The sequence below is a fragment of the Fusobacteriaceae bacterium genome (assembly GCA_031272775.1).
GTDB lineage: Bacteria > Fusobacteriota > Fusobacteriia > Fusobacteriales > Fusobacteriaceae > JAISST01.
The window spans coordinates 1-26,671 of sequence record JAISTB010000017.1 but is presented as its reverse complement, the minus strand read 5'-3'; the positions used below and the strand labels follow the sequence as shown (position 1 = coordinate 26,671).

At 53.7% G+C, this 26,671-nt stretch carries 19 protein-coding genes; 4 read left to right on the top strand and 15 right to left on the bottom strand.

All coding sequences use genetic code 11. From position 1 onward, the window contains the following. On the top strand, nt 1–1,576 hold a 1,576-nt coding region (locus LBQ97_04975; protein MDR1832070.1), incomplete at its 5' end, for an autotransporter outer membrane beta-barrel domain-containing protein. Between the two features lie 170 nt (nt 1,577–1,746). Here the strand turns inward: LBQ97_04975 and LBQ97_04970 are convergent. From LBQ97_04970 to LBQ97_04935, 8 genes are all read right to left on the bottom strand, one after another. Then, on the bottom strand, nt 1,747–2,934 hold the full coding sequence (locus LBQ97_04970) for a M20/M25/M40 family metallo-hydrolase (GenBank protein MDR1832069.1): 1,188 nt from the start codon (nt 2,932–2,934) through the stop codon (nt 1,747–1,749). 24 nt (nt 2,935–2,958) lie between these two features. After that, entirely contained in the window at nt 2,959–4,155 is a 1,197-nt protein-coding gene (locus LBQ97_04965; GenBank protein MDR1832068.1) for an aminotransferase class I/II-fold pyridoxal phosphate-dependent enzyme, read from the bottom strand. A gap of 31 nt (nt 4,156–4,186) precedes the next feature. Next, on the bottom strand, nt 4,187–6,526 hold the full coding sequence (locus LBQ97_04960; protein MDR1832067.1) for a patatin-like phospholipase family protein: 2,340 nt from the start codon (nt 6,524–6,526) through the stop codon (nt 4,187–4,189). 105 nt (nt 6,527–6,631) lie between these two features. Beyond that, nucleotides 6,632–7,252 (bottom strand): flavodoxin family protein, encoded by a 621-nt coding sequence (locus LBQ97_04955; protein MDR1832066.1) that lies wholly within the window; start codon nt 7,250–7,252, stop codon nt 6,632–6,634. A 55-nt stretch (nt 7,253–7,307) separates the two neighbouring features. Continuing rightward, nucleotides 7,308–9,128, bottom strand: a complete 1,821-nt coding sequence (typA, locus tag LBQ97_04950; protein ID MDR1832065.1) for a translational GTPase TypA — start codon at nt 9,126–9,128, stop codon at nt 7,308–7,310. Nucleotides 9,129–9,138: 10 nt separating this feature from the next. After that, the gene (gene truB, locus LBQ97_04945) at nt 9,139–9,996 is read right to left on the bottom strand and encodes a tRNA pseudouridine(55) synthase TruB (protein ID MDR1832064.1); all 858 of its coding nucleotides are present in this window, start codon (nt 9,994–9,996) and stop codon (nt 9,139–9,141) included. A gap of 3 nt (nt 9,997–9,999) precedes the next feature. Then, a complete protein-coding gene (locus tag LBQ97_04940) occupies nt 10,000–12,312 on the bottom strand; it encodes a hypothetical protein (GenBank protein MDR1832063.1) in 2,313 nt (770 codons plus the stop codon). Between the two features lie 142 nt (nt 12,313–12,454). Further along, nucleotides 12,455–13,762: a hypothetical protein gene (locus tag LBQ97_04935; protein MDR1832062.1), complete on the bottom strand. Its 1,308-nt coding sequence runs from the start codon at nt 13,760–13,762 to the stop codon at nt 12,455–12,457. Nucleotides 13,763–13,998: 236 nt separating this feature from the next. On the opposite strand from LBQ97_04935, the gene LBQ97_04930 reads away from it, so the two are divergent. Further along, on the top strand, nt 13,999–15,894 hold the full coding sequence (locus LBQ97_04930) for a sigma 54-interacting transcriptional regulator (GenBank protein MDR1832061.1): 1,896 nt from the start codon (nt 13,999–14,001) through the stop codon (nt 15,892–15,894). Between the two features lie 73 nt (nt 15,895–15,967). Beyond that, the gene (locus LBQ97_04925) at nt 15,968–16,801 is read left to right on the top strand and encodes an MBL fold metallo-hydrolase (protein ID MDR1832060.1); all 834 of its coding nucleotides are present in this window, start codon (nt 15,968–15,970) and stop codon (nt 16,799–16,801) included. A gap of 57 nt (nt 16,802–16,858) precedes the next feature. Here the strand turns inward: LBQ97_04925 and LBQ97_04920 are convergent, their stop codons facing one another. The 5 genes from LBQ97_04920 to LBQ97_04900 form a co-directional block, all read right to left on the bottom strand. After that, nucleotides 16,859–18,052 carry a VWA domain-containing protein gene (locus tag LBQ97_04920; GenBank protein MDR1832059.1) on the bottom strand — a complete coding sequence of 398 codons (1,194 nt, stop codon included), beginning with the start codon at nt 18,050–18,052 and terminating at the stop codon, nt 16,859–16,861. Nucleotides 18,053–18,065: 13 nt separating this feature from the next. Then, a complete protein-coding gene (locus LBQ97_04915) occupies nt 18,066–20,813 on the bottom strand; it encodes an insulinase family protein (protein MDR1832058.1) in 2,748 nt (915 codons plus the stop codon). 96 nt (nt 20,814–20,909) lie between these two features. After that, on the bottom strand, nt 20,910–22,535 hold the full coding sequence (locus LBQ97_04910; protein MDR1832057.1) for a hypothetical protein: 1,626 nt from the start codon (nt 22,533–22,535) through the stop codon (nt 20,910–20,912). 146 nt (nt 22,536–22,681) lie between these two features. After that, nucleotides 22,682–23,932, bottom strand: coding sequence for an argininosuccinate synthase (locus tag LBQ97_04905; GenBank protein ID MDR1832056.1), 1,251 nt, complete (start codon nt 23,930–23,932; stop codon nt 22,682–22,684). A gap of 145 nt (nt 23,933–24,077) precedes the next feature. Continuing rightward, the gene (locus tag LBQ97_04900; GenBank protein ID MDR1832055.1) at nt 24,078–24,815 is read right to left on the bottom strand and encodes a basic amino acid ABC transporter substrate-binding protein; all 738 of its coding nucleotides are present in this window, start codon (nt 24,813–24,815) and stop codon (nt 24,078–24,080) included. Between LBQ97_04900 and LBQ97_04895 the strand changes: the two genes are divergently transcribed. Further along, nucleotides 24,804–25,082 carry a hypothetical protein gene (locus tag LBQ97_04895; GenBank protein MDR1832054.1) on the top strand — a complete coding sequence of 93 codons (279 nt, stop codon included), beginning with the start codon at nt 24,804–24,806 and terminating at the stop codon, nt 25,080–25,082. The genes LBQ97_04900 and LBQ97_04895 overlap by 12 nt on opposite strands. 67 nt (nt 25,083–25,149) lie before the next feature. On the opposite strand, the gene LBQ97_04890 is transcribed toward LBQ97_04895, so the two are convergent. Together LBQ97_04890 and LBQ97_04885 are read right to left on the bottom strand one after the other, a co-directional pair. Further along, a complete protein-coding gene (locus LBQ97_04890; protein MDR1832053.1) occupies nt 25,150–26,058 on the bottom strand; it encodes an SIMPL domain-containing protein in 909 nt (302 codons plus the stop codon). A gap of 278 nt (nt 26,059–26,336) precedes the next feature. Beyond that, the coding region (locus LBQ97_04885) for a hypothetical protein (protein ID MDR1832052.1) at nt 26,337–26,671 on the bottom strand (335 nt) is incomplete at its 5' end.

Below are 26,671 nucleotides of genomic sequence, written 5' to 3'. Positions count from 1 at the left end.
GACCACAAACTGGGTTGAAAACGGTATCGCCGGAGCTGTTGATTTTGAGAACGGCGACAACGTAACCTTTAACGGCCAGGGAACCGGAGACGTCGTTATCGCCGCCGGCGCGGAGCCGGGAATCGTGACCGTATCTGCCGGCGATTACACCTACAGCGGCGCGGAACTCAAGGCCGCGGGGGGCGTCAACATCACCGGCGGCAGCGCCACATTCGCAACCGATATCAAAGGAAACGTAAGCGTAGCTTCAGGCGCTACGTTTGGCGTCATTGATTCCCATACCCTGACAGGGGATTTAACAGCTTCGGGCGCTACCCTCGAATTTACCGGTTCCTCTGTAAGTCCAAACTTCACATTCCTGAAGGTTCTTGGCACAGCCACGATCAGCGCGACGACCAAGATCAGCGTCATTTTGCAAAATTCCTCGCCCGCTCTCAAAGAAGGCGACAAATTGAACCTTATCAGCGCTACATCATTCACGACGGGTAAACTTGTTCCCAACCCTGCCACTACAAAGGCCACAGGAACATGGGGCGGCGCGCTGAAGTACCTTTTTGACATCGAGAACGACGGAGCAACCCTTTCGATCGTAGTACCCAAAGAGGGATCGGGCGACGGCGCGCCGAAAGGCATACAAACTACGCCTGAGGCCAAGGCCTACTCCGAAGGCTACCTCACGGGCCTGGCCATGTTGAACCAGAGCGGCGACCTCCTGCTGTCGGCCTTCCCGAAGAACTTTGCCTACGACTTCGAAGGCTTCGCGATCACTTCAGGCGGTACGAACCGATACAACACGGGTTCCCATGTGGACCTCAAGAGCTTCAACCTCATCGCGGGCGCGACAAAAGGCTTTGCCTTGAAAAACTCCAAACTCACGCTGGGCGCCTTCTTCGAGTATGGGACAGGAACCTATGACACCTACAACTCCTTCAATCCCGTAACGGCGACGATTCCTCACGTTCACGGCGACGGCGACCTGAAATACTTCGGCGGCGGCGCGCTGGGCCGCATCGATCTCGCCGAAAGCGCTTCGGGACATCTCTACTTCGAGGGTTCCGCCCGGGCCGGCCGCATCAAGAACAAGTATGACAGCAACGACATCGTATCGGCGGGCGTCGTGGCCACTTATGACGCCAAAGCTCATTATTACGGATTCCACGCCGGTATCGGCTACGACTGGAAGATTTCGGAGAAAACCTCCCTCGATCTTTCGGCCAAATATTTCTTCACGAAAGAAAAAGGCGACGACGTCAAACTTTCGACGGGCGCGGTCGTCAACTTTGAAGACGTGAACTCCTCGAGAATCCGCCTCGGCGGCAGACTCACGTCCAAAAAGAGCGACAAAGTCGCCCCCTACGCGGCTCTTTCCTATGAATACGAAGCCGACGGCAAGGCGAAAGCCTCCGTTCTCGGATACGCCATTGACGCGCCTTCCCTCAAAGGCTCCACAGGGATCGGAGAACTGGGCGTGACGCTCACCCCCACAGGCAAACTGACCGTCGATCTGGGCGTGCAGGGCTACGCCGGCAAACGCCAGGGCATTACCGCCAGTCTTCGCGTCAAATACGCCTTTTAAAACGCCTTTAACCCGGGCTGATGCGGGTTGAGGAATAGAAGTCAAGTCAAGCGAAAAGACCGTCGCAGCGGCGACGGTCTTTTCGCGTGTGGCCCCACCCGAGCCCTTGCCTCAATTGTAGGGGCGTAAGTAGACGACCCCTGTACGGGCGTATAACATACGCCCCTTTTTCACAAATTCCCGATGTCCGCGAGAATGGCCAGCATCCCCGCGATTCCGTCGCGAAACATCCCCAAATCCATATTGTCTTCCGTCGTGTGGCAGTATTTGATTTCCGCGGGGGAAAAGCCGATGACGGCGACGCCCCTTTGGCTGAAATGGCCGCAGTCCGTGGCGAAGGCCCAGGGTTTTGTCCTGACGGGTCTGCCGTACAGCCGTTCAAGGGCGTTTTTCGCTGTCGTGACGAGCGCGTGGTCCGGCGCGATGGCGTAGGACGGTTCCCCCTGCAGGCCCTTCCCTTGGTATCCGTTGTAGCAAGTCACGTCGACCATCAGAACCGAAAGTCCGACCTTTACGCCGGGGACGGCGCATTTGTCGACCAGCGCCTGGATCTTCGCGAGGATGGCCTCATTGGTCTCCGATGGTACGCTGCGATAATCGAGGGACAGCGTCACGGATCCCGGCACAAGGTTCGTTCCCTGCTCCGAGGAGACGATCTTCGTGGGCGTAATCGTGGATTTTCCGAAGAGCGGATCCTCCGCGTGGGGATAGCCCTCAAGGGCCTCGATAAACTTTCCGACAAAGGCGAAGGGATTGACGCCTGTATGGGGAATACTGGCGTGACAGGACTTCCCGTCCGCTTTGACCTCCACGACGATCCGGCCCCGGGAGGCAATGGCGATATCATTTTCCGTGGCTTCTCCGACGACGGCAAAGTCCGTCAGAAAGCCGTCCGCGGCCATATTGGTGGATCCGAAGGCCGAGGTTTCTTCGCAGACGACGCCTGCCACAACGAGATCCCCTTTTGTCAGGAGACCGTGTTTTTTCAAGATATAGGGGGCCCAGACATAAATGGCGAACGTGGCCTTGGTATCGCTGGCCCCTCTGCCCCAGAGCCTGCCTTCGGCGATTTCCCCGCTGAAGGGGCCGTACTTCCAGCGGGCCGCGTCCCCGGGCTCGACGGTGTCCAAATGGCAGTTGAGCATCGTGGATTTCCCGCCGCCGCTTCCTTTCATGACGCCGATGACGTTTCCGACCTTGTCGTAGCGGACTTCGTCATAACCCAAAGCTTCCAGCTTCCGGAACGTGTATTCCGCCATTTCCCGCTCATTTCCCGAGACGCTTTCGATTCTCAGCATGTCCTGGGCCGTCTGCAGGATTTCGTCGTAATACCGGTCCGCCAGTGCGTTAAAGTCCATTTTTTCGTATTCCTCCCTGTGGTTTCAGCATTTGGCGAGGGCCGCGTCAAATTCCGCCAGGATATCCCCGATCTCCTCGAGGCCGATGGAAAAGCGCAACTGACCCGTGGAAATGCCCGCTTTTTTCAATTCTTCCGGCGAATAGGCCCTGTGGGAAGTCTTGGCCGGATAGGAGATCGTCGTGCTGACGCCCGCGAGGCTCGGTACGAATTTTATGCTTTCGCAGGCCTTGATAAACGCCGCCGCCCCCGCTTCGCCGCCCGCGATATCGGCCGACAGCATACCGCCGCAACGGCCGTCAATCAGGAGCTTTTGCCCGCGTTCGTAATAGGGCGAGCATTTGAGCCCCGGATAGTATACTTTTTCGATTTTCGGATGACCCGCGAAAAATTCCGCCACTTGCCGCGCGTTTTCGCTGTGCTTGGCGACCCGGAGATCGAGGGTCCTGAGGCTTCGCGCCAGGAGCCAGGCGTCAAAGGGGCTCATGATGTTGCCGTAGAGGACCGAAAGGCGCTTGATTCGCGCGATTTCTTCGTTGTTTGCGCAAAGGGCCCCGCCGATGATGTCGCTGTGTCCGCCGAGGAATTTCGTCGTCGAATAGACGCTGACGTCTGCGCCGAAATCGAGCGGTCGGGCCACGGCAGGGGTCGCGAAGGTGTTGTCGATGACAAATTTGCAGTTGTGCCTGTGAGCGATCTCCGCTATCCTAGGAATATCCGCCACTTCCATCAGCGGATTGGAGATGGTTTCCGTATAGATCAGCTTGGTGTTGGGCCGGATGGCCTTTTCGAGATCCCCGTGGTCAAAATCCACGAAGCTGACTTCAACGCCGAAGCGCTTGATTTCATTGAGCAGGAAGTCGTAGACGCCGCCGTAGAGGACCGGGGAGGAGACGATGTGATCTCCCGCTCCCACGTAGGCCAGGATGGCCGTCGTGATGGCCGCCATGCCCGAGGAAAAGGCGATTGCGCCGGCTGTTGATTCCGCCGCCGCGAGAATTTCGCAGACCGCTTCGGTCGAAGGATTCTCCATTCGCGAGTAGACATAGCCCGAGGCCTCCCCCTCATAGAGTTTCTCCAGCGAGGGGACGTCGTCAAAGGAAAATACGGAACTCATGTAAATCGGTAATACTTTGGGCACGGAAACGGATTTCGCGATTTTTTTCGCCAGGTCCTCCCCGCCCGAATGGATCGTCCGGGTGGACAGCGCTTTTTCTTTCATGAAGCCAGGCCTCCTTTAATATATGGGATAATCAGAATCTGTATCCTACGCTGACCTCGGTCACGAAACGCTTGAAATTTTTGTCCGTGGAGACCGAGAGTTTGACCGGACCCAGGAGCGATTCGTAAAGGGCCGTGAGCCCCACGCCCTGCACGGGATCCTTCCACATGTCGCTTTTGCTGAAGCGGCCCTGGGTGCTGTTGTATTCCTCAAAGGCGCCGAAGCTGAAATCGAGACCGAGGTAGAGGTTCTTGTAGAATTCCCGCTCGACGCCGATCCGGCCCGTCAGGAACTGCTTGACGAGCAGTTGCTGGGCCCGGTAGCCCATAAAGGAAAATTCGCCGTTTTCGATATTGTCCTCAATGCCGCCGACCTTGAAATACTGGTCCCGGTAGACGTTCCGGCCCGAGACGAGCCCTCCCGCCAGCCCCAGCTTCAGCGTGAATTTTTCCGTCAGCGGCCGGTAGGCCTCGATCTGGTAGAGGGCGCTGTAGTAATTTGCGCCGCCTTTTCCAAAGCTGCCGCCCCATTGGTGGTAAAAATCGATTTTGTAGCCCGAGGTGGGATGTTTGAGGGAATTGAGGTTGTCATAAGTCAAGCGCAAAAATGTGCTGTTGATGTTCTTGCCGTACTCCGCCGAACGAACGGCGGCGAGGTTCGTGTCGATCTTCTGTTCGAGTTTTGTGTAGCGGCTGTCGATGCCGTAGGTCACGAAAAACTTGTTGCGGATTCTGGCCGCGACGCCTAATTCCAGTTTCAGCGTATTGTTGATGAATTCGGCGATTTTTTTGCCGCCGTTGAACAGATAAAAGGGCGTTTCCTTGAAGCTCAGGTCCGCGAAGACGCCGAATTTGTTTGAAGAGCCGTAATAGAAAAAGTTCTTGACGTCAAAGCCCAGATAGTCGCCAAGTTGCAAATTGACAAAGGTAGAATTCCCCAATTTTCCGATATTGGAAAATTCCGTCCCTACGGAAAGGGTCGTCCCGTAGCCGCTGCGGTAGTTGACGCCGAGGCCCAGGAGATTGGAGGGATTGACGGAGACGTCCACATAGAGGATATCCCGCTCGATCCGGTAATAGAGCTCGTCCACAAAGTCCTGCCCATAGATCTGCATGATCCGCTGCCGGAGCTCGGCCCCCGATAGGGTCTTTCCGCGCAATGGATCCAGGAGCGCCCTCAGGATCGCCAGCTTCTTGGGCGGAACGGGACCGCTGACCATGATGTTTTCAATGTAGATCGTTTCCTTTTCGGGAATGACCCCCGGCGCGTCATCCCCGCGCCGCCGGAAGCGGGCGATCACATCGAGTTTTTCCCGGGCGGCCCGCTCGCCGATCTCGATAAACGTCTGGTTTTTATTGGCGTCGGTGGCGGAGTAGGCGCTCATGTCGGGAGAAATCAAGACCGTGGCCAGTTTTTTCTGCGCTTCCATGGATTCGGCCGCGGGAATGGCCATCAGTTGATTGATGATGCCGACGATGTTGTAGTCTTCGTTGTCTTTCAAGACATTGCCCACATTGGAGGCGATGACGACGTCCGCGCCCATGTCATAGGCGGCCTGCACGGGGATGTTCTGGGACATCATGCCGTCCACGTAGAGTTTTCCGTCGATTTCCACGGGCTCAAAGATCGTGGGGACGGCGGAGCTGGCGGCGACGGCCTTGGCCATGTCGCCTGTCCGGAGGAGGACCGGTTTTCCCGTGTTGAGGTCCGTGGCCACGACGCCCAGCGGGATTTTCGCGTTCTGGAAATTGCCCCGGTTCTTGACTTTCGCGAAGGCGTTTTTCAGTCGAAAATACACGTATTCGTTGTCCACGAAGGCCTTGGGCATGGAAAATTTGAATCTTTTGTCGTAGCGCAGCGTCAGCATGTAATCAAATTTGTTGAATTTTCGCTCCAACGGGATGTTGTCGCTGCTGACGGTGATGGAGGCAAGATTGCTCCAATCGGTGTCCTTGAGATATTCCCCGATCTCGTCGGGCGTCCAGCCCACCGCGTAAAGGGCCCCGATAATGGCGCCTATGCTCGTTCCCGTAATGTAGTCTATTTTAATATTGTTTCGCTCAAGTTCCTTCAGGACGCCGATGTGGACAAGTCCCTTGGCGCCGCCTCCCGAGAGGGCCAGCCCGACCTTGGGCGCTCTTTTCCCGCCGGGGACGGTTTTCCCCGCCGCCTGCCCGGTCGGCTTTTCGGCGCGTCCTTTTTTTTGCTTTTTCGCGTCTTCGAGGACCTTCAGCTTTGTCTCAAGGATCCGGATCTGGGATTTGAGCTCGGCGATTTCCCGATCCTCCTCGGAGAGCGTCGCGGCCGCGCCCGCCATATTGCCCAACAACGCAAAAAAAGAAAAAATCAGGCAATAAAATTTCTTAGACATGGCGTCCTCCAAAATTCAGTGATCTTCACAGCGTATGTATCTTATTATATCAGGTTTCACGGAGAATGCAAAGTCTTTTTTTGCCCGTCTTTTTGCCGTGTTTTCCTAGCGGATAAAATTCGTCGCGATGACTTTTTCATACTGCGGCGCGGGGACGCCCGCTTTTCTTCCCGCGTCGATGGATTTCAGCAGCCAGGCCATATTTTCGCCGAGGGTTCTCATGGTCTGCAGGCCCTCTTCGTCCTGTTCCACATCGGCCGCCGTGTATCCGTGGACCTGGTTCCAGTACTGGGAGGCCACGATCGGCATATTCTTGATCGTGAAATATTTGTTCAGCTCGTCAAAGGTGCATGTGGCTCCGGCCCTGCGGCAACTGGCAATGGACGCGCCCAGTTTTCCGGCGAATTTCGTTCCCGCCGAAAAGAAGAGTCTGTCGAGAAAGCAGATAATCTGCCCGGCGGCGCTGGCGTAATAGACAGGCGCCCCGATTACCAGCGCGTCGGCGGCGACCAGTTTTTCCGCCACCTCGTTGACCTCGTCGTTGACGATGCACTTTTTCGTCTTCTGGCAGGCAAAGCAGGCGATACAACCGGGTACGGGCGCTTTCCCGATCCAGATCAGTTCGCTTTCGACCCCGTGCTTCCCGAGGGTCTTCACCACTTCCCGCAAGGCCCGGTCCGTACAACCGTGCTCGTTGGGACTTCCGTTCAAAAGAATCACTTTCATGCAATACCTCCTTCTATCCTGATTTTAACGTTTGATTCGAGGGTTATTCCGAGGCTTATTCTTTAAAAGCGGCGGCATTAGCCCTTTTTCTTGCCGTGTCATCGAGGATGCGCTTTCGGAAGCGGATATTTCCGGGCGTCACCTCGACGAGCTCGTCTTCGGCGATATAGTCCAGGGCCTGCTCGAGGGAAAATTTTCGCGGCGTCGACAGCCGCACGGCGTCATCACTGCCTGCGGCCCGGATATTGGTGAGCTTTTTCGTCTTGCACACATTGACGACAAGGTCGTTTTCCCGGCTGTGTTCCCCGACGATCATGCCCGCGTACACCGGTACGCCGGGATCGAGAAACAGCGTTCCCCGCTCCTGCAGGTTGTTCAGCGCGTAAGGAACCGTCGTTCCCGCTTCGAGGGCGATCAAGACGCCCCGGTTGCGGGAAGGAATCTCCCCCTTGTAGGGTTCGTAGTCATAGAAAGACTGGTTGAGGATGCCGGTTCCTTTCGTATCCGTGAGGAATTCGTTCCGGTATCCGATCAGTCCCCGGGAAGGGACTTTGAACTCGAGGCGGGTGTAGCCGTCGGTCCCCGGGACCATGGAGAGCAATTCCCCTTTCCGGGCGCCCAGTTTTTCGATGACAACGCCCGTATAGCCGTTATCTACGTCAATGAGGGCCAGTTCCACGGGTTCATACCGCTCTCCGTTTTTTTCCTTGTACAGCACCGTGGGCTTGGAAACCTGCACCTCATATCCTTCCCGCCGCATATTTTCGAGGAGAATCGAAAGCTGCAACTCCCCCCGGCCCTTGACCACAAAGGCGTCTGTGGTGTCGGTGGGCTCGACCCGCATACTGACATTATTTTGCAGTTCCTTTTGCAGCCTGTCCCAGATGTGGCGCGAAGTGACGAATTTTCCTTCCCTGCCCGCAAAGGGGGAATCGTTGACCAGAAAGGTCATGGCCAGCGTGGGCTCGTCGATGTCGATCAGCGGCAGGGCCTCGGGATGGTCGACGTCGGCCAGCGTCTCTCCGATATCGATGTCGTCGATGCCGGCCACACAGACGATATCTCCTGCGCCGGCGCTCTCCACTTCTGTTTTTTTGAGTCCCTCGTAGGCGTAGAGCACGGAAACTTTTGCGCGTTTTACGGTCCCGTCCCGCTTGATCAACGCGATTTCTTCGTTTCGCTTGATGACGCCGTTGTGGATCCGGCCCACGGCCAGCTGACCGACGTAATTGTCGTAGGCGAGATTGGTTATGAGGAATTGCAGCGGCTTTTCGACGTCGCCTTCAGGGTCGTCCACGTGTTTGAGAATGCACTCAAAGAGGGGAATGACGCCCGTATTCTCGTCATCGAGGGCGTTTTTGGCCCAGCCCTGCTTGCCCGAGGCGTAGAGGACCGGAAAATCCAGCTGGGCCTCGTTGGCGTTGAGCTCGATAAAGAGTTCGTAGACCATATAGAGGACGTCGTCGGGCCGGGAATTGGGCTTGTCGACTTTGTTGATGACGACGATGGGCCGGTGGCCCTGTTCCAGAGCCTTTTTCAGCACGTATTTCGTCTGGGGCATGGGGCCCTCAAAGGCGTCTACAAGAAGGAGCACCGAATCCACCATTTTCATGATCCGCTGCACCTCTCCGCCGAAGTCCGCGTGGCCCGGCGTATCCACGATGTTGATCTTGTAGTCCTTGTATTTGACCGAGGCGTTCTTGGAAAATATGGTGATGCCCCGCTCCCTTTCGATGTCGTTGGAATCCATGACGCAATCGACCACTTTCTCCAGTTCATGGGTCCCGAAGGCGCCGCCCTGCTTCAAGAGACAGTCGACGAGGGTTGTCTTGCCATGGTCCACGTGGGCGATAATGGCGATGTTTTTAATCTTCATTTTTTCTCTCCTAAAAATATTGATAGCCTTTGAGCCGGTTGCCCAGCATTTTGCCGAAGCCGGCAAACTGATTTTCATAATAAATTCGGTAAAGTCCGTCGGGCGCTTCAGTCACGACCGTATTGCCGTTCCGGAACAGAATATGGTTCTTTTCCCCGCTGAGGACGAGCCTCGGATAAGGGAAAAAGTCTTCGGTCGGGATCAGGAAGGAATGATCGCCAGCCCCGGCCATGGCGCTGATTTCCTCCAGCGTACGGGCCCGGTCCAGGGAAATGTCGCCGCAGCGGGTCCGGACGAGGGCGCGCATGACGGCCCCGGGGCCCAGTTTTTCCCCTAAATCGTGGATGAGACTTCGGATATAGGTCCCTTTGGAGACCACGGCCCGAAGCGTCCCCTCCCGGCCGTCAAAATCGAGCAGTTCCAGCCGGCTGATCTCGATTTCCCGGGCTTCCCGCTCCACCTCGACGCCGTGACGGGCGAGTACGTAGAGCTTTTTCCCGTCCTGTTTGACCGCGGAAAACATAGGCGGCTTCTGCGTTATCTTGCCGGTAAAGGATACGAGCGCCGACCGGATATCCTCGGCGTTGACGCTGAATCCCTCGCATTCTTTGAGGATTTTTCCCTCGGTATCGTAGGAATCCGTAACGACGCCCAAGCGAAAACCCGCCTCGTACTCCTTGTCGCGGGCTTCGATATCCTTGGCGAGGCGCGTGGCCTTTCCCGTACAAACAACCAAGACCCCTTCCGCCAAGGGGTCCAGGGTGCCGGTATGTCCGATTTTTTTCTCTTTCAAGATTCGTCGCAGTTTCCAGATCACGTCAAAGGACGTGATCCCCGCGGGTTTTCGTACGATGATTATGCCGTCCAAGATCTATTCCGCCTTGGGGCCGATAGCCTTTTTATAGCGGTCAATGAGCTTGACGCCGGCCGGTTTTGTCTGGGCGGCCGGCGTCGGCGCCGGGGTCGTGGCCGGAGCGGGTTTCGGCTGCGCTTTCGGTTTGGCTTGCTGGACGGGTTTCGGTTTTGCCGCGGGCGTCGCGGGTTTTGCGGGCGTTGGCGGCGTCGCAGCGGGAGCGGCCTGCTTTTCGGGCGCAGCGGGTTTCGCGGGCGTCTGTTCCGTAGGCGTCAAATCGATTTTTGTCTCTTTTTTGACCTCGGTTTTTTCCACGGTCTTTTCCGGAGTCTTTTCCGCGGTCTTGACCGAAGCCGGATCCGTACTCGCGGCCTCTTCCACGGGCGGATTTTTCTCTATGGCGGCATAGCTGTTGGACGGATTCCACAGGATGTATTCCTTGATGCCCAGATCGGCCAGGGCCATGATCTGAAGTTCGATCTCATCGTAGCCGTAGTTTTGGTATTCTTTGAGCCATTTGGCCGTAAAGGCCTGCAGCCACGGCCGGATGGCCGCCGGGGATTCGAGATTTTCATTGCGGTTGCCGGCGTCTCTGGCGCCCCGGTAAATGATGTTGTATGGATCCTTGTCGGGCACGGCGATGCCGTATACGCCCTTTTTATAGTGGCTCGGGTACATCATCGGGGAAATGTAGTCGGTCTCGTTGCTGATGGCTTCCCAGAACTGTCCGATCTGCATATCGTCCAGGATGCTGCCGATCTGGCCGAACACGTCCGCGCTCAGGTAGACGCCTTCGGCGGAGAGCTCGTTTCTCGCGTATTGGAGATAGCGCTGAATGGCCACGGGTTTCGATTCGCCGCTCTTATTCCGATAGTCGATATTTTTGTCCAGTTTACCGCCGTCGGCGGCCGGGAAACGCACATAGTCAAACTGGATCTCGTTAAATCCCGCTTTGGCGGCCTCTTTGGCGACGGCCACGTTGTATTCCCACATGGTCCTGTCGTGGGGGGAAATCCAGGAAAGTTTGTCGTCATTGGTATAGGGAAGTTTCGTGTTTTTGTTGATGATCACGCTGCCCGGGTTCGTCTTGGCGTAGGCGGGATCCCGGAACGAGACGATCCGCGCGATCGTATAAATATTGTTTTCCTTGAGCTTTTGCATAAAGGCGGCCATGTCTTTGATCTGGGTGTATTTATTGGCGTCGGCGCTGTATTTTTCCATGCCGTCCATCTTGAAGAGCAAATGCCCCGAGTCGTCCTTGACGTCGATCACAAAGGCGTTGACCGATGTCCGCTGCGTCAGGGCAATCAGCTTTTCCATCCGGGACGCCAGTCCCGCTGAGGATGAGCTGACATAGATCCCCTTGACCTCCCTTTTGGGATTTGACGCGTATTCGAGCTTTTCAACCCTGGCGAAGCTCAGGTCCTTCCAGCTCTCGGGGAACAGCGAGTGGAAATCGTCGGTCAGATTGTCCTCGCGGATCCAACCGCTTCGTTCTTTATTGTTCTTTTTATAGCTGATTTTTTCCCAATTGGCGGAATTTTGGACCTTCTCGACGACGACTTTCCCGTCGGCGCCCTTTGTCCGCTTTTCACTTTCGGTAATGACCTCTTTTTTCTCAAGGAGTTTGACCTTCATGGCCTGGGTCAGCGTATCGGCCACTTTGTTGAGGTTTTCGGGATTGTCGTAAACTTTGACGGAAGCGTTTTTCGTAAAACACACATCGGAGACCGCTTTCGGAATCTCCGTTTTTTCCGCTTCCGCGGCGGCGATTTCCGTCTTGTTTGGGGCCGTTTCGAGGATATTCGCCTTGGTTTCGGCCGCTGACGCCAGTTGAATCTCTTCCTCGACAAATTCTTCCGCCGCCGCCGTCTGTTCTTTTATGGCGGCTACGGCTGATTTCTCCGCTTCACGGATGGTTTCGCCGATTTTTTCGGTCTCTTCCCGGATGTTTACGGCAACCTGCTCCTTTTCCCGGGAAACGCTCTGCTTGATGTCGGCCGCCTTTTCGCCCAATTCCGCGATCCGGGCCTCCTCATCGTTCAAGAGGACTTCGGCGTTTTTCACGATCGCCTCGGTTTTGGGATTTTCCGCAACTGGTTCCGTCTCTTCCGTCTTCAGGGCTGTGGCTTCGACCGGAACGCTTGTTTCCGCCGACGCCGTTTCCTTTTCCGATTTCAAAAAAGGCAGGGCCCCCGTCACTTTCGCGTAGACGCCCGCAGGCAAAATTCGCTGAAGATCGAGGGTCGTCGCGGCAAATACCGTGGAAGCCGCCACGAGCAGAATGATTTTTCCCGCGTATCCGCCTTTTCCATGAATATGATTACTCAAACTTTTTCCTCCTCCCTTGAGTTATAGTTATATTCTACACCTTTCCGGCGCAAATTTCCACAGGAAAATGAAAAATCTCCCCCAAAACGGTAAAATAACTTTCGTTGAGGGGGAGGTAAAGCGCTTTTTTCTCTTTTTTAACTCAGCCCAGCGGCAGGAAGAAGGATCCCGCAAAGATGCCGACGATCAGGGTGACCGCGCAGGAAATCCACAGGGGAACAAGAAGATTCTTGCAGTGTTCCGTAATCTCATATCCGGACAATTCCGCGCACAGATTGGCGGCGGCGGTCATCGGCGAGCACTGCGACCCGTGAAGCATCACGAAGGGCAACACGCAGGCAACCGGGGAAAATCCGAATGAAGCGCCGATTCCGATCAGAATCGGGAAGAACGAGTAAAACAGCTGATACGGAATGAAGATCATGATCGGTACGCTGAGGAAGCCGATGATGATATGGGCGTACTTGGTGAGAGAGCCCGGAATCAGTGACATGATGGCCTTGATCATGCCGTCGACCATGCCGGTTCCTTTCATGATGCCGACCATGACGCCGATGGAAAGGAAGATCAGGCAGGGGTTCAGCATGGTGGCCGCGTACTTTTTGATCAAATCCTTCTGATCCTTGGGATTGGGGTAATTGACGATCAGCGTGATATCGAAAAACAGCATGAACACATAATGAATCGGCAATTTCACGAGGAACAGGGTCAGGATGCAGCCGAGGAATATGCAGAAATTGACCCAGAAAAGTTTCGGCCGGGCATAGGGATTTTTGCTGAAATCGATCCCGCTGACTTCCACTTTCTCATCCGAAATCTTGAATCCTGTCTTTTTGTGTTCGCTGACGGTAATTTTCGCAAAGACAATCGCGAAAACCAGAGCGATGCCCAAGCCCGCCGCTTGCAGCGGCATCAGTTCATGCCACATGAGCACGGGATCCGCCTGGGCAAAGGAAGCCACCATGACCGCAACCGAGCTCCAGGGCAGGGCCGTCATGGGGCAGGCGGCCATAACCGTCAGGATCGGCAGATAGCGCTTGTTGATGCCCAATTTCTTGTACAGAGGCAGAAGCGCCGGGATCGTGATCAGGTAGGTCGTGTTGAAGGATCCGTCCAGATGGGCGATGGTCGCGATAATGACCGTAACGACCATAATGACGTAGATATTGGAACCGGATACCTTCAGGATCCAGTTGACTAGGATCTCGAACATATTCGTTTCCGACAGCAGGCTGAAAAAAGCAACCGCGAAGAGAATCAGCACCACCGTCGTAAAGGTCGAGCTGATCCCGGAATTGACGTATTCCGTGATTTTTTTGAGCGGTACCCGGGCAATCAGGGCGAATACCAGCGGAACCAAAGAAAAGGCCGCGATCAGATTCACCTTGTTCGAGAGCACCAGCGCCGTAATGACAATCAGCATCATAAAGCCGATTACTGTAAGACTCATGAGTATCCCTCCAATGATTTAACGTAGATTTGGTTTTGTATGTTGCACCACAATTCGGTCAGAACATGTCATCTTTTCTGTAAAATTACCAAGCAAAAAACATGCCAATATGAAAAAAGCATAGAAATTTCTTTGTTTTTCGAAAAAAAGAGAAAATAACTCTTGCAATATCGCATTTGAAATATTATAATTGAAATGAAATATTTCATTTGAAACATATCGCGAAGGAGACAGAAATGGCAAGATCAAAAATTTGTTACGTGACCATGTACGAGGATCATATCGCCTTTGCCGAGGCCTTGTTCCGCAAAAATGCTTATCCCATCGACGTGGTGTTTATCGACATCAGCGAGGCTTCCCTGCGCCTGAACGCCTTGCAGGCCGAGGGCGCGCGGATCATCATTGCCCGGGGAGGAGTCGTCTCCATTATCCGCCAGAACTGCAAGCTGCCGCTGATTTCTCTGGAGTACAATTTTCTGGACTTTTTCGAGCCTGTGAAAAAAGCTTATCAGTTATCCGATAAAGTGGCGATTATGGGGTGGTACAACAGCATCAACAATTTTGACAAATACAAGACTCTACTGAATCCCTCGATCAAATTTGTGGAGTTCGCGGAAACCACAGAAGTCGATTGCGAAGCCTACATCGAAAAAGAGGTGGCGGAAGCGGCGCGGCAGGGCATCGAGGTTGTCGTCGGCGGAGGCGGCGTCGTACGGGCCGCAAGAAGACTTGGCGTCACGGCCGTCCACGTGGACATCTCGGCCGAATCCTATTTGCACAGCGCCAAAGAAGCGCTTTATACGCTGCAAACCTGGGAAGACATCCAGAGGCGCTATGAGCTCATCGACAGCGTGCTCAACTGCGCTTTTGAAGGGGCCGTGACGATTGATCCCGAAGGCCGTATCACCAGCTGCAACAACATCGCGAGACGGATTTTCAATTTACCCCGCCAGAACGGCGACGAAAAGATTTATCTACTCGATTATTTTCCCCACAGGGAGGTCATCGAAAAAGGAAAAGCGGGGCAGAAACTGACCAATCAGTTTTTCACGGTAAACAACACGCAGATCGTGCTGAACACGGAGCCTCTCACGATCGACGGAAATAACGCCGGTTCCGTATTTATGATCCATGAGACAGACATGATTCTGAATCTCGAAAAGAATATCGTGAAAAACGCCGTTTCCAGCGGGCATTACGCGAAGTATTCCTTTGAGGACATCGTCGGGAAAAGTTACGTCATGCAGCGAATAAAGGGCAAGGCCGCGAAATATGCCAATTCTTCGAGCCCCGTACTCATCTGCGGCGAATCGGGAACCGGAAAGGAAATCTTCGCCCAGAGCATCCACAACGCCGGCGACCGGAAAAATTATCCCTTCGTCGCCATCAATTGCGCGGCGCTTCCCGAAAGTATCCTCGAAAGTGAACTTTTCGGCTATGTGAAGGGGGCCTTTACCGGCGCCAGAAGCGAAGGCCGGAAGGGGTTCTTCGAGCTGGCCCACAAAGGGACCATTTTCCTCGATGAGATCGGCGACCTCTCCCCGACCGTACAGGCGAAGATCCTGCGGGTATTGCAGGAAAAAGAGATCTCCCGCATCGGCGACGACAAGGTCATTCCCGTGGATGTACGGGTCATCACGGCCACAAACAAAGACCTCTGGAAGGCCGTCGAAGAGGGAAAATTCCGGGAGGACCTCTATTACCGGGTCGGCGTCCTGAACCTGACGCTTCCCCCTTTGCGCCAGCACAAGGAGGATATTCCCGAACTCCTCGCCTGTCTCAATGAAAGAGCGGGCTTTCCGGAAAAAACCTTTTCGGAGGAGGCCCTCCGGATCCTCGGCGACCGGCAGTGGCGCGGGAATATCCGGGAATTGAGCAATTTCCTCGAGCGCCTTGACGTGACTACCGGCGGGACGACTGTCACGGCGGCCGACATCTACGAGGTGCTGGAAATCTCGGAAAACCCCGGGGATCAGTACAAAATCAACGCCGGAAACGGCATCCGGAAAGTGGACGGCGGCTATATTCTCCATGTGTTGAAACAAAATTCCGGCAACAAAAAAAATACGGCCAAGGCGCTGGGAATAAGCACTTCCACCCTTTGGAGACGCTTGAAGGAACTGAATCCGTGATCTGATTGGCATAAATTTTGCTTGTATTCTTTGTGTCATCTTTTCAATTTACTACGAAGGAGAACAAAAGCATATGACAGAAGAAAACCGAAAAAGACTGGAGGAACTGAACAAAAAACTGCAAAATTTTGTGGACCACCCATGGATCCTCCGCCATCGCCCCTTCAGAATCGTCGGCGACGTTTGGTTTGTGGGAAACAACTATGTATCCTGTTTTCTGCTCGATACGGAAAAGGGACTGGTCCTGATCGATACGGCTTTTCAGGAAACGGCCTACCTGCTCTTTGACAGTATCCGCGCCCTTGGCTTTGATCCGGGGAAAATCAAGACCCTTTTGCTTTCCCACGGGCATTTTGACCACTGCGGCGCGGCAAAGCTCGTCCAGGAATACGCCGACTGCGAGATCTGGCTCGGCGAAAAAGATCACTTTTTCTTTACGGAACGCCCGGACCTGATTCTTTTTGAACATCTTGTCCCCAGATTCCGGATTGACAAATTCTATGACTACAACGGCGTTCTGGACTTCGGAAACGTCAAGGTAAAACCGGTCCTTACCCCCGGTCATACGCCGGGTACGACGACATTCCTGATTGAAACCGTCCATAACGGAAATACCGTCACCTGCGTTATGCACGGCGGCTTGGGAATAAACGGCCTGACGAGGGACGAATTGGAATCCAACGGACTTCCGCTTTCCTTGCAGCAAGAATTTCTGAGCTCGCTGGAATACCTGAAGACGATCCGGCCCGATGTCGTGCTGGCCTCCCATGTCCATCAGTACAACATGCTGGAACGGTCCAAAAGCGATGACGGCAGCGGTAGCGTCTTCTTTGACCGAGAGAATGGCTGGGAAAAAATGCTGGACGCCCATATTGTCCTGATCCAAAAATTGATTTCGGAAAATTGAGCGTGAAAAAACCTGCGTTTCTTGGACGCAGGTTTTTCATTTTTATTCGGGTTGTTTTCACTTGATCTGTTCCTTCAGCGCGTCTGATACGGCCTGATCAAAGCTGTCGGCCTTTTCTCCGGCGTGGGCTTTGATCCAGGCGTCCCTTTTCCGTGAGACCGAAACGATCTGTTCCCGGATTTTGCCGCGCTCGGCGATTTTGCCCTGCACATAGTTTTCCCGCTCCGCGGGGGTCATGGCCTGCATCTCCGCAGGCAGTTCGGATTTTTCGATGTCCTTCAGACGGATTTCTTTATTTTCCAGGGCCTGGATCAGGTCGTCGGAAGAATAGGCGTGACGGTTCAGGGACTTGTTGACGGTTCGCGCCGCCGCCGCTTCCGGATGACTGCCGCTTTTGATGCGGCCCAGCCTGTCGGCCGCCGCCATAATGGCCACGGCCCGCTCCTCTTCCTTGCCGAAGGGGATATACACCCGGTCGATTTCATCCCCCAGCGAGCGCAACTGCTCGTCGTAGGGAGTCGTCACGGCCCTGGTTCCGCCGTCCTGGGCGATTCGGAAATATTGTCCATTCGTATTGTCGGCGATCTGCCGCCAGTATTTTTCCGTCAAGCCCAGATTGCCGCACTGTATGGTATTGATGACGATGCCGCGCTTGGCGGCCGCTTTGGCCGTCGCGACCGTCGTCGGGAAATCCTGGTAGTCCGTATGGGGTCTCGCGTCTCCCACGAGGAAGACGATGCGGGAGACGCCGCTTCTCGCCTTGGACCAGTTGATTTTGTTGACGGCCGTATGGAGCGCCTGGCGCACGTCTTCAGGTTCGTCGCCGCCGCCCATGGCCTCAAAATCCATAAGCTTCGCGTAGATTTCGTCGAGATTTTCCGTCAGGGCGTGGGTTCTGACCACATAGGCGTCCCCCCGGTCGCGATAGCCTACGAGGCCGATTCTGACCCGGGTTCCCTGGGGCATATTCTGCATGACGTCGTTGACGATACTCCAGATCTTGCGCTTGGCCCCGTCGATGAGGCCCCCCATGGATCCGGTCGTATCGAGGACGAACACAATTTCTACTTCTTTACTCGTATATCTCCTTGGGGGAACCGGAATATAATCGGGTTCCCGCACGGTAGTCACCGTCGTTGTCGTGGTGGTCGTCGTTGTCGTGGTTTTTCCCGCTTTCGGAGTTTTTCCGGGGGCGATCCGCGCGAGGGCGCATAGCACGCAAAGGCCGACCAACAGAGGTTTCGCTTTCATCTTTCCTCCTTCGCTATTCTTCCTTTTCGGGAAGCAGCGTCACGTCGATATAGTTTTTCATATTGACCGCTTTTTTCGTGAGCGCGAGGATCTGCTTTCCGCTCACGATTTTCTTGTATTCCGCCGGAGTCGGGATTCGGAAGCCCTCGCCCACCATGTATTTCTGGTAGTAATAATTGAGCCAGTAGGCGTTTTGCAGGATGTCGTTGCGATAGGAAAGCGCGAAGTTGTTGTACAGGCTTTCCATCTTGTAGTTGGGCGTCTGGGTTCTGCTCATATTGCCGACGACTTTGAGCGTCGCGTTTTTGATTTCCTTGACGCGTTTGGGCTCGCAGGCGAATTGGATCACCAGCCGGTTTTCCCCGTGGTTGTTCGGCGAAAGGGCGGCCGAGGAAGAAATGGCGTAGACGCCGCCCAGCCGCTCGCGGATCTCGTCGGTCAGCTGCATATTGAGGAGCTTGGAAAATGCCGCGTACAAGATCCTCTCGTTTTCCCCGTATACGCCGTTGTACGGGAAAATCAGCGTCACCATGGCTTTTTTGTCTATGCCCTTGACGAGGGTCTTTGTCTCGATGCCCTTTGGAATAGCCAGGCCCAGTTCCTTCGGCGCCGCTACGGGCAGCGACGCGGGCAGCGACGCGAAATATTTTTTCAGGATCCCTTCGATTTCCTTTTCCTCGAAGGCGCCCACCACGACAAGATTGAAATCCCGGAAATTCCCGAATTTCTGCTTGAATATCCGCAGGACCTCGTCGCCGTTTATTTTGGCCAGATCCTCAAGCGTCAGGGGAACCCTTCTTTCATGTCCGCCGCTCCAGATTTTGCTGATTTCGTCGCGATAGAGAATATCGGGGGAATTGTTCCGATTCCGGATATTTTCCCCGACCTCTTCGATCACGTTGTTGAAAATCCCCTCGTCGACCCGGGGCGCTCTGATGAGCCAGCTCATATATTCGAGAGCCGGGATCAGGCCTTCGCCGTCGCAGGAAATCTCGATGCCCTGCTCATAGTCTTCGATATAGGGACTGATCGAGAGATTTTTTCCCTTCATAAAGGTCTCGATGTCCTTGGGTCCCAGATTTTCGACGCCGGAATTGGAAATGATGTTGCAGGCAAAGATGCTGTTGAGGAAGTCCGGATACGCGAGGTTGCTTGACCCCTCTTTCTTGAAGAGCCGGATCAGGATTCTGTCCTTGTCAAAATCCGTCCTTTTTGTCGTGGCCCGGATGCCGTTTCCGAGGACATAAGCGCCGTCTTTTGCGCTCTCAATGGTTCCGGGGGTCACGGGGGCCTCGGGCAGCGTCACGTCTTTCATCGTGAAATCCAGCGTCGTTTCCGCCTTCGCCGCCTGTTCCACAAGAGTCCGGAGGCCGCTTTCGTCGGGTATCGTTTTGTTTTTGTCCGAAGCCGAAATGAAATAGAGCGATTCCTCGGAAAAGAGTTTTTTCGCGTAATCGTTGACTTCTTCCACGGTGATCCGTTCCATGTTTTCCGAGAAAACCTTGAATTCTTCCTCGATGCCGATATAGCTCTCCCCGATCAGGAAATGCCGGATGATCTCTTCGGCCAAGCGCTCGTGGGTAATGCTGTCTTTATTGGTCAGCAGATTTTTGAAGGAATTCAGGAGATTTTTTTTCTCGAGATCCAGCTCCAATTGGGACACGCCCTTTTCGAGCAGGCTCTTGATGATATCGCAACCCATAACAATGCCGTCGTTTGTTCTGTCCTCTTTGATGACGAGGCCCAGAGTCGCCATTTTATGGGTAATGTTGAAGTCGCTGGAATAAAAGGCCCCCTCAAGGAGCGGCGTCCCGCTTTCGGTCATGAGATTTCCGATCCGCGTATTGAGGATGCCGGTCAAAAGCGTGTGGACATTGGCCTTCCGGTAGCGTTCGGGCGTGTTGATGACCTCGCTTTCGACGATTCGCGTGATATAAAATACGGTCGCCATCAGTTCGGGATCTTTGAATATCACGTATTTGTCCTTCATCTTGTGGATCGGATAAATTGGCGGCGGCGTATAGGCTTTTTTCGGCTTGTAATCGAAATATTTCTTGATGAGTGCCTCGGTTTCCGCCATATCGAGGTCCCCGATGGCGACAACGGCCATATTTTCAGGCTGGTACCAGGTCTCGTAAAATTTTCGCAAACGCTCCGGCGTCGCTTTTTTGATGCTTTCCACGGTCCCTATGGGGAAGCGGTCGAAATAGCGGGTATTGTCGAGGAGGGCCTTTTTTCTGGTGTCCCCCAGGCGCTGGGCCAGACCCTGCCGCAGCCGCCATTCCTCAAGGATGATCTTTTTCTCGCTTTCGAGGTCCGCCTTGGACAAAGTCACTTCGCTTGCCCATTCCCGCAGAATTCCGACCCCCTTTTCGAATTTTTTCTTGTCGTCGGTGGGCAGGATCAGCTTGTAGATCGTTTCGTCAAAGGAGGTATAGGCGTTGAGATCCCCGCCGAAGTTGAGCCCGATAGATTGCAGATAGCGGATCATGTCGTTTTTCTTGTATTTTTTGGTGCCGTTAAAGGCCATATGCTCGATAATATGGGCAATTCCTTCGTCCCCGTCTTCTTCCTCAATGGAGCCCGCCTTGACCACAAGATTCAGGATCGCCTTTTTTTCCGGCTTTACATTCTTCAGGATATAATAGCTGAGGCCGTTGGGAAGTTTTCCGCTGAGCAGCCTCGGGTCCGTTTTGAATTCTCCGGCGCAAAGCCCCGTGGTCAGTACAAGCAGCAGGAAGCTGAGGATTTTTTTTACCATAATCTTTCTCCTTGTTTCAGAATAAAAAACGCCCGTCACGACCAAAAGCCGTCGTTGTTATCATAGGCGTTCTTGTTGTCATCAGTATGTCAACGCTCAGGAATCCTTCGGAGGCGTCGCGGCTTCCGCCGGCGTCTCCGGGGAATCGGGCGGGGTCGGCTGTTCCCCGGGATCTGTTGCGGCTTGCCCGGAAGGAACCGGGTTTTCCACGCTTTCCCCGGTTGTCGGGGCGATTCCGGCGTCCTGGCTTTCCGCGTTCTCCACATTTTCCACGTTTTCCGCGTTTTCCACGCTTTCTACGCTTTCCAGGGCTTCCACGCCTTCGGGTACGGACGCTTCCGTGTTATCCGCGGGGGCCGTGAACGTTTCCTTTTCGGCGCTCTCTTGGGCGGCCAGGGCCTCCTCATAGCCTGTCCGGTCAAGGATCGCGGCTTTTTCCACCGCTCCCGAGTTGGGATAAAAATCAAGGGCCAGATAGAGAGGCTTGCTGACGTTTACGTTCTTGATGATGTCATCGACATGGTCGGTATTGGCGAGTTCCGCTTTTTTCAGGGAAAATACCCGCCGGTCATTCTTGTCCCGGGATCCCGCGGGGATCACGTAAAAGAGATATTCCGACTGTTTCGGGATCCAGAATTCGTTCCGGTAGCCCACATAGACGATGGAAAAGAAGCGTTTGTAGCCTCTGTCGCTCAAGTCTTTGAAATAGTCGTAGAGGTGACTGCTCTTGAGCCCGTAGATAAAGATCACGAGCACGATAAAATACACCGCGTTGTGGAGGAATTTTCTCGTCAGCAAATGCAGGAAAAAGTTGATCATCAAGGTCAGGATAAACAGCACGAAGAGAACGCCCAACGCGAGATTGACCTTCAAAACCTGTCTGCCCGTCGTGGGATTTTTCGAAAGAAGCCAGAGCCCCAGTCCGATCAGGCAGAGAAAGAGCCCGATCTGCAGCAACACAATAAACACGAGCCGGATTCTCCCGTAAAAGACCCTCTTTTTCCGCTTCTTGTCGATCAGCGTCCCGAGATCGACCTGCTTGCGGCCCTCGGCCGTTTCGTCGTATTTTGTGGGGAGTCTCGAAAAATTCCCCGTGGCCTCCGCCATTTTCACAAAATCCATGGCGAAGAGGTTTTGCAATTCCCGGTGCCGCAGCGTTCCCTCGACCGAGAGATAGATGTTCGGGTACATTTTCCGCATAAAATTCGTGACTTTGTACCCGAGCAGCGAATACATGTCGGAGCGGTTCGTCACAATGCCCATGGCGGGCACCCTTTCGGCCTTGTAGCTCTCGTCGGTATTGTATTGATAGATCCAGATCAAATCTTCTCTCGGGATCATTTTGAACATAAAAAAGCCCCGGATCAGCGCGATGCCTTCCTTCGTGATGACGCCCAGATTCCTGTGCCCGTACATGCAGGCAAAGTTGTAGAGTTTTTCAACGAGGGGCAGGTCCTCTTCATCCAAAAGGGCGAGGATGCCGAAAAATTTCTTCCGGCGCGTATAATAAAAGGATAGGGTCAGGGCGGCGAAGATCGAAATAAAGACGGCAAGTACGATCGCGAAGATCTGGAGGTTCTTCAGATAATCGGCGCGGTTGAACCAGCAGTAAAGGCCGACGCTTACGAGAAAGGCGGCGCAAATGATCCACCAGATGCTGACGATTCGCTTGCGGAGTTCTTCCTTAAAGTATTCGACGATTTTCAGATTCTTTTCTTCCATCGATATTCTCCGGGTTTCCGTCATCACAAAATTCCGTAGGGAAAATGCGGTTTCCCCTATTATACACTTTTCTCCGGGTTTTGACTATATTTTTTTTTGGAAAATGCAAAAAACCCCTCAATGAGGGGCTTTTTTCGCGATTTTTCTTATTTTTTCCCTTTTTTCCCGCCTTTTTGACTTCTCGCCTGTTCTTTGAGGGCCCGCACCTTTGTGGAAAGCCCGTAGAGGGTAATGAAGCCTTCGGCGTCATGGTGGTCATAGAGTTCCCCTGTGGTAAAGCTCGCGATATCCTCATCATAGAGCGTAAAGGGCGAGGTTGTTCCTTCTTTGATGATGTTTCCCTTGTAGAGGCGCATTTTTGTCACGCCCGATACGACTTTCTGTGTTTCCGTCACAAAGGCCGAGAGGGCTTCCCGCAGAGGGGAAAACCATTTGGCCGCGTAGACGAGTTCGGCGAATTCGACTGCCGCGAGGCGCTTGTATTTGAGCGTCTCCCGGTCGAGGACGAGCTCTTCCAGCTGCTCATGGGATTCCTGCAGAATGGTGCCGCCCGGGGTCTCATAGACGCCGCGGGATTTCATGCCGACCACGCGGTTTTCGACGATGTCGATAATGCCGATGCCGTGCTTTCCGCCAAGGACATTGAGCTTTTCAATGATCTGGCGGGGGCTCATCTTTTTGCCGTTGAGCTTGACGGGCACGCCCTTGTCCCATTCGATCTCGATGGACTCGCTTTTCACGGGCGCCTTTTCCGGCCGCGTCGAAAGGACGAGCAAATGATCATAATTGGGGGCTTCGGCAGGGTTTTCCAGTTCAAGACCTTCGTGGGAAATGTGCCAGAGATTTCTGTCCCGGGAATAGGAAGAGTCCACCTTAAAGGGCAGATTGATCCCGTGGGCCTTGCAGTATTCGATGGATTCCATCCGGGAGCTGATGCTCCAGATCCGCCAGGGGGCGATGATTTTCAGCTCCGGCGCCAAGGCCTTGATCCCCAGTTCAAAGCGGATCTGATCGTTTCCCTTGCCGGTGGCGCCGTGGCAAATGGCCGTAGCCCCTTCCTTTTTCGCGATATCCACAAGGACTTTTGCGATCAGGGGACGGGCTGTGGCCGTGCCCAGCAGGTATTTGTGTTCATAGACCGCGCCCGCCTGCACCGTAGGCAGGATGTAGTCGTTGACGTATTCGTCCTGGACATCCACCACATAGAGCTTTTTCGCGCCGCTTCCGATGGCGCGCTGCTCGAGATTGTCCAGTTCCTCGCCCTGTCCGACGTTGATGCAGCAGCAGATGATGTCATAGTCATAGTTTTCCAACAGCCAGGGGATGATCGTTGTTGTATCCAGTCCGCCGGAGTAGGCCAGAACGATTTTTTCTTTGGCCTTTCCGGAGGCCTTCACGCTCTTTCCCACGGGTTTTGCCGCAGGTTTTGCGGCGGTTTTTGTCGCAGCCTTGGCCGCGGTTTTTGTTACAGCCTTCGCTGCGGTTTTCGCGCCTTCCTTCTTTGTGTCCTTCACAGTCGTTTTCGCTTTCACTTCTCTCCTCCTAATCTTTGATCAAACCGTATTTTTCCAGCAATTTCCGGGTTGTTCCGTTTTCGTTCAATGTCTTCAGGGCTTTATTGATGTCTTCCAGGAGCTTTGTATCCTCTTTTCTGAGGGCGATGGCGTACTCTTCTTTGGCGGCGTCGGTCTCCAGGGTCACCAACTCCGGATTCTGCCCCGCGTATTTGACGGCGGGCTCCGAGTCAAGGACGACGGCGTCGACTTTTTTCGCCTTCAAAGCCATGATGGCCTCGCCGGTTCCGTTGTAGCGGACAACGCTCTTCACGCCCTCGATTTCGCTTACGGCGATGTCGCCGGTGTAGCCGAGCACGACGCCCACGATCTTTCCGGGCAGGTCGTCAAAGGTCTTGATGCCGGTTCCCGCCTCTTTGTTGAGGACGATCATCTGTTGGGAGATGTAGTAGGTGTCCGAAAAATTGACGGATTTCTTCCGTTCTTCGGTCGCCGTCATGCCCGCGATGACGATATCGAGCTTCTTCGTCTGGAGCGCCGGCAGCAGACCGTCAAAGGCGATATTCTTGATTTCGATCTCTTTCCCGGTTAATTTGGCGACTTCCGCGATCAGATCCATGTCAAATCCCGTGATTTTTCCGTCCTTCAGGTATTCGAAGGGTTCAAATTCCGCGTTTGTACCCACATAGAGCTTGTCGGCGGCCATGCTGACCGCTCCCATGAGCAGGCTTGCCATGAGCAACAGGCGCAATACATGTTTTTTCATCTGGTCCTCCCTGATCTTGATATGATTTATGTGATGACGTTAATACCGAATGCCTCAAATTATGTGATGACGTTGATACCGAATGTTTCAAAAAAGAAGCCGACAGGTTTTAATGTCGGCTTTCTGAAACGATATGTGAACAATTGTGCGGCAGCGGCGGTCTTTCAGCAGGAAAACATTAAAAACGAGGATATTATGGGCGTTTGTATGCTACAGTTTTCCTTTGCCTTGCGAAACCGCTTCCCTTCATGGCTTTTTCTCCCGTGAAATTTCTTTGTTGTTGATCATAGCACAAAAATGGCCCCCTGTCAACAGATTTTTTCCCTCTGAATCCTTATCTTTCGACTTTTTTCACAAGATCAAAGGTAGCCCAGACCTCCTCGCTGATCTCCATCTCCTTGGAAACGGCGATCGGTACAGTTTCTACCCGCGGCCCGCCCAAATCTTTATAGACGACGGTTTCCTTCACTACAGTACCGACGTTAGACGGTTCTACCCCATCCCCTTCATATTCGGCGTACTCGTAGTTGTATTTGGGGACTATCCGGACGTCGCTTTTGTAAATGCCGAAGGATTCCATGTCGCCCAATTCCAACCCGGCGTTTTTCACGATGGTCTTCGCCTGCGCCATAATGTTTTTTATGGCGTATTCATAGGCCAGCAGCTTGGCTTCCTGCTTTCTTTCCTCGGAAACGTCGTACTGAATCCCCTTTTTAATGCTGACGTCCGTCGGCTCGATTTTTTTGTAAACGGCGCCGATATTGGCCGTCGGCTCAAATTTCACATCGAGACCATAAACCACTTCGGCCTCTTCCCTGGCGGTTGAACGTTCGGTCTCCACGCTGTACTGGGAAGTGACAATATTTTCAGGCTTCACGCCAATTTCCGTAACGAGATAATTGATGAATTCCCCCATGACCTTGGAATTCTCCTGCGTGGCCTTCAACTTGGCCTCCTTGGTATCCCGCAGGGAAAATTTGCTGGCGTTTGTCCGCAATTCGAACGTCACGGTAAAATAATCCGGAACGAGCTTTACGATCCCTTTTCCCCGTAAATCCTTCAATTTGCCGGTGATCATGTAGTTGCCCTTATATTGAAGTTGTTCCCGCTCATACATCAGTTTCAGCAGTTGCACCTGCGCGGGTTCGTATTTTGACGCGTCAAGATTGAGGCTGACGCGCCCTTCGGCGAAGGTCGCGCGCATTACGGCGATACATAACAAAAACAGTAATAATTTTTTCATGGTTCCTCCTCTGTTACAATTATCATAGGTTTTATGAACATTAGATCAGATCGCATGTTTTAAATTTATGATTAAAACAAAGACCATGGCGCCTTGAATGACCCGATCCCCAAATGTTTGTCGGGATCATACTGCATCAATCTCTCTTTTATCGCCATTCGCCCAATTTTTCAAGTTTCCTCAGCCAGAGAAACTTGTGTTTTATATTTTAGGTTTCCAGGACCCGATAGAAGGGTCATGGTCTTCGTCTAATCGCGTGGGTGTTTGTCGGTGCGGGGCTATTGGCCCCGCACCTCGGAAATTTTCTTCCCTTTGTCAAAAGTAACTGTGATGGATTCCCCAATTGTTCCGTCCATGTAGTCTACTTTTCGCATAAAGAGTTCTTTGAGTTCGGCATCCTCGCTGAACTTCATCTCCATAGTCTTGACCTCTTGACCGTCTACGGGCTCGGTATAGGTAATCGTATAATTGTGCTCTTGCAGATATGCCAGAATTTCGGCTTCTGTCTTCAAATCAATTGAGTTGTCCGGTTGACGCCTAGGCGGAAGAAGCGCTCCTGTTTCGGGATCAAAGTATGGTTCGACTGTCACGGGCACAGGCTTGTTTTCATAGT